At 61.4% G+C, this 5,061-nt stretch carries 3 protein-coding genes; all 3 read right to left on the bottom strand.

What is annotated here, in order from left to right; genetic code table 11:
• The coding region (locus H5T73_12785) for a formate acetyltransferase (protein ID MBC7248634.1) at positions 1-848 on the bottom strand (848 nt) is incomplete at its 3' end.
• Between the two features lie 1,039 nt (positions 849-1,887).
• Positions 1,888-2,688 (bottom strand): enoyl-CoA hydratase/isomerase family protein, encoded by an 801-nt coding sequence (locus H5T73_12780; GenBank protein MBC7248633.1) that lies wholly within the window; start codon positions 2,686-2,688, stop codon positions 1,888-1,890.
• Between the two features lie 298 nt (positions 2,689-2,986).
• On the bottom strand, positions 2,987-4,519 hold the full coding sequence (locus H5T73_12775) for a long-chain fatty acid--CoA ligase (protein MBC7248632.1): 1,533 nt from the start codon (positions 4,517-4,519) through the stop codon (positions 2,987-2,989).
• Positions 4,520-5,061 lie beyond the last annotated feature (542 nt).

Genomic DNA, 5,061 nt, shown 5'->3' with positions numbered 1-5,061 from the left:
ACCTTCTCGCACACCTCGGCGATGCGCAGCAGCTCCTCCCTGCGCTTGGGGTCCTTCTCGAAGTTCTCGGCGATGATCCTGGCCAGGCGGCTGTAGCGCCTCGCCCAGCGCACCACCGCCTCGAGCACCACCTTCATGGATTTCCACACGTCGAGCTTTTCGTAGTAGTCGAGCTCCTCCGGTTCGGGAACCTTCTCGTAGATGTGCCTGCCCGCCTCCGCTATCTTCTCGTCTATCTCCGCGATGATGCCCTCCAGGCCAAGCCGGAACATGTAGTCCCACTGCTTGGTGGCGTACCCGATCCTGGAGATGGGGAGCCCCCAGCCGATGACCCCGGTGAGCAGTTTCACTATCTCCTCGGGGGGAACCAGGTTGAAGACCTTGGCCCCGGTGCAGATGGGGTTCCAGTAATCGCAGATCTCCCGGATGATGCGCAGGTTCTCCTCCTCCGGCTCCGGGATGACGGTGCGGTCGTTGTAGAGGTCCTCGTTCAGGAGGAAGAGGATCTCCGGGTGCCAGATGATGGTGTGGGGGCGTGAACCCAAGTAACCCACGATCTGCGCGTGGTCCTGGATGAAGATGGTGATGTTGTCGAAGACGTTGGCGAGGCCCTTGGCGTAGCGCATCCTCAGGCTGTCCGCTTCGTTCTCCTTGAAGGCCTCGGTGAAGAGGATGGCCCTCTCCAGGTCCAGCTTCACGCCGGGGTTGTAACCCGATCCCTTGGCGCCCTTGATCCATACCGCCTTGCGCAGGTAGTCCAACCGTTTCGACCTAATGTGTTCAGCCCACCACCACCACTGTCCGCTCTTCTCGATCTCCTCGATGGTTCTCGTCTCGACAGCCGACATTTCAAACCCCCTTTTCTCCTCCCGTGCTTCCCTGCTGTTGCCCTCGGTTGCCTATGGAAAAGAATGGAAACAATTCACCCGTCCTCTATTCCGCCTCTATCCCCTCCTCTCGCGAATCGCTGATCCGTTCCAGGGCTGCGGTATACCTTTCCTGTAGCGAGTGCGGCGACGAGGTTTACGGTTCTTGTAGCGATGGTCTGCCGGACTTGAGCGAAGCGGACTGCGATGCTGGTGCGACTGACTAGATGTTTTGCGAAACTTTATTCGGTTTCGCCACTTTCCCTTCCCTGCCGATAAAATTTCAACTTTTATTTAGTAACCAGTTATTAATATAACTGGATATCTGCTGGTAAAAAGTTGTTTCCGCTGAGGTTTATTTTAGTGAAGATGAACAAAATATGCAAGGGGTATTTTAAAGATCTCGGACGCTGCGCGGGAAGCTTTCCTCGGAGGCCGGAGAGCCCGTCCATGCAAAGTCCGGAGGGCATTTTCAAAAGACATGAGAAACGGAAAGGCGTAATAAGACATGCGAGGACACGAGAAGACATGACCAGACATGGGGGGCGTGACATGAGGGCGGGACATGAGAAGACAAGGTGGCGCGTGAGGTTCATGTCCGCCCCGGGGACCGACTTCTCACGCGGCGCGCCCGCTTGTACCCGCTTCCGGCATCATGGAAGCGCGGAGTCCGGAAGATCCCGTGCAAGCCGCGCCCCGATCTCCGTGCACGGCTTTTCTCGATGCAACTCCCCCTGCCGGCGCCCGCACTTCCACGCGGGGACCACATCGCTTGTGTCCTTGTATCCCGGCGTACCCTGGCCGGCATCACGGCCTAAAACCGGCGGCGACAAAGAGATCGCGACGGTAAAAAGCGATGCCCACCGGGGCGAGAACGCTGCAGGGAAAAAGCAGCGGCATCGGAACGGAGACGGAAAACCGTTTCCGTCGGCGCTGGACCGGCGGAGGCGACGTCGGCCCGTAACGTTCTCCCGCCCGCGCTCGGCGACGGTCCGCTATGCGAGAGGATATCGAGGACCGCCTATTTCCCCTTGAACACCGGGTCGCGCTTCTCGCGGAAGGCCATGATCCCCTCCCGCGCGTCCTCGCTTGCCATGGCCCTGCCCATGATGGCGTTGATCTCCTGCCGCTCCTCCTCGCCGAGCGGCTGCATGGCGGAGAGTATGCGCAGGGAACGCTTGTGTCCCGCCACGGAGAGGGGCGCGTTGGAGGCCAGGCGCTGCGCCAGCTCCTCGGTGAAGCCCTCCAGGTCCGCGTCGGGGACCAGGTAGTCGAGCATGCCCATGCGGTAGGCCTCGCTCCCCTCGAAGAGCTCGGCGGTGAGGAAGACCTTCTTGGTGACCGCGAAACCGAGGTTGCGCAGGAAACGGTGCAGCCCCTCGGGAGGATAGACGATGCCCAGTCGCGCCGGCGGCATGCCCATGCGGCAGCCCTCGGCGCCCACGCGCAGGTCACAGGCCATGCTCGTCTCGCAGCCCGCCCCCACGCAGTATCCCCGTATCATGGCGATGACCGGGAAAGGGCAGTCCTCTATGGCGTCCAACCCGTACTGCAGCGGGCCCTTGGTTTCTATCTGTTTCTGCACCTCCTCGGGGATGCCCTCGGGGAGGGCGGAGAGGTCCATGCCCGCCGAGAAGGCCTTGTCCCCGGCCCCGCGCAGGATGGCGCAGCGCACCTCGCCTTCCTCCGCCAGCTCACGCAGTGTCTGCGCGAGGGAGACGAGAAGGGTGGAGGAAAGGGCGTTCCTCCGCTGTGGGCGGTTGATGGTCAGCACCGCCATGAGACCATTTCTTTCCAGCAGCAGTTCGGGTTCGTCGTTCATGCCCTGCACCTCCTAAAGCCGTGTTTTCCGCCGAACGGAACAGACCTTCTGGGACGCGGCCCGCCGCTTGCGACTCCGTTGAGCACCGGTAAGCCGGCAGGCGACGATGCCGCCTCCCGCTATTCTGCCGATGATCCGCGTTACCCCGGGCGCCTCGCACGACCTTAAGATTATATGGCGGCCCGGCCTGAACGCAATCGCGGCGGTTCTCCTTGCGCCGGAGACGACGGGAGCCGGAGATGCGGCCGCATGGCGCGGCTTTCCCTTGCTGGAAGGGATTTCCTGGGCGGGGCAAGCCCTAACCGGCGTAAAGCTTGCGCAGCTCCTTCTTGAGTATCTTCCCGGTGAGGGTCCTCGGTATCGCATCCACGAAGGTTATCTTCTTGGGTATCTTGTAGCGCGCCAGCTTCCCCTCGCAGAAGGCCTCCATCTCCTCCAGGGTGATGGGGTCGGCGGGGTCCTTGAGGAGCACCAGCGCGTGGCCCACCTCGCCCCACTTCTCGTCCGGCATGCCGATGACGGCCACGTCCTGTATCTTGGGGTGCTCCCCCAGGACCTTCTCCACCTCGGCGGGGTAGATGTTCTCGCCGCCGCTTATGATCATGTCCTTCTTGCGGTCCACCACGTAGATGTAGCCGTCCTCGTCCACCGTGGCCAGGTCCCCGTAGTGGAACCACCCGTCCTTCATGGCCTCCGCCGTCTCCTCGGGCATGTTCCAGTAGCCCAGCATGACGTAGGGGCCGCGCGAGCATATCTCGCCTATCTCCCCGGAGCCGGGGACCACCTCCGTCCCGTCCTCCTTGAGCACCTTCACCTCGGCGTGGAACATGGGGATGCCCGCGCTTCCCACCTTCTCCATGTTGGAGCAGGAAAGCACGATGGAGGTCTCGGTGCAGCCGAACACCTGGATGAGGAGGGGGACCTTCATCTGCTCGATGATGCGGTCCAGCAGCTCCCGGGAGGCCGGCGCGCCCCCGATGCCCACTCCCTTGAGGGAGCTCAGGTCGTACTTGTCGAAGTCGGGCACGTCGAGCATCATCTGCAGCATGGTGGGCACTGCCCCGAAGTGGGTGACGCGGTGGTCGTTGATGATCTGGAGGGCCTCAGCCGGGTTCCAGAACTTCTGGAAGATGATGGTACCCCCGATATAGAAGGTGGGCATGGTGATGATGTTCAGGCCCCCGGAGTGGAAGAGGGGTATGGAGACCAGGGACACTGCGTCGATGTCGAAGAGCAGCTCCAGGGCGTCGTTGAAGGTGTTCCAGAAGGTCTTGCGGTGTGGGAGGACCGCCCCCTTGGAGCGTCCCGTGGTCCCCGAGGTGTACATGATGAGCTGGGGGTCTTCCATTTCCGGCGGCTCGGGGACGGAAGGCTCTTCCTCGCCGTGCTGGGATATCCATTCCTCGTAGGGCTGCGCGAAGCCTGGAACGGGCTCCCCGGCGGTCGCCAGCACCTTTATGGGCTCCCGGTATCCTTCCAGAAGGCTTCCCACGGTTGCGGCGAACTCCGGGTGGAAGAAGAAGCCCCCGGGATTGGTGTCGGCGAAGATGTCGGCGAGCTCCGCCGCGGTGAAACGGAAATTGAGGGGGATGAAGATGAAGCCCGCCTTGGCGCAGGCGAAGTACACCTCCATGAACTCGATGCAGTTGAAGAAGAGGCCGGCCACGCGGTCCCCCTTCTTCAGCCCCGCCGCGAGCAGGCCGTTGGCCACGCGGTTTACGCGACGGTTGAACCCATCGTATGTCAGGCTCGTATCACCGCTGATGAAGGCGGTCTTTTGCGCGGTCAGCGGAAAGCGCGCGCGCTTGCTTGCCCAGTTCCCCACGTTCATCTCTTCTCCCTCCCTTTACCTTCTACGATAACGGTCCCTGCCGGACGGCGGTCGTGCGCGGGAAAGCGGAGGACGCGCTCCCCGCGCGGCGCGTGAGTCTGTAGTTGCCGGAAAAGCCTCGTTCCCTGGCGTGAATGAGAGGATGATGGTTGCCGTCTTGGCATGTATCGATCAGCACACGCCGTGGCCAGCCCACGGCAAGCATTATGCAATATAGTTCACCATTTGTAAAGTAATACCGTTCACTTGCGCTAAAATAATTCGGAATGGTAAACTCGGGGCGGCCGGCTGGAATGCCGTGCCCTGAAAAAAGCACCTAACGCAGCCACTGCCCGGGTTCAGAAACATGGTGGACACCCCCTATACTTGCTTTGTGTAAAAAAGAAGCAGAGCAAGGAGGTGTCCAAATGAAGGGTTCAGTTGGAACCACTACTAGTATCTACCACACCAGGCTTCCCCATCAATGGGAGTTGGAGAGAATGATGGGCGAGGTCCTCTCCAGGGAGGCCAGAAGGAGGCTGCGCTGGATAGAGCACTTTCGC

The sequence above is a fragment of the Actinomycetota bacterium genome, from assembly GCA_014360655.1.
In the GTDB taxonomy this organism is placed as follows: Bacteria; Actinomycetota; Geothermincolia; order Geothermincolales; family RBG-13-55-18; genus JACIXC01.
This window is presented reverse-complemented; position numbering and strand designations above follow the sequence as displayed.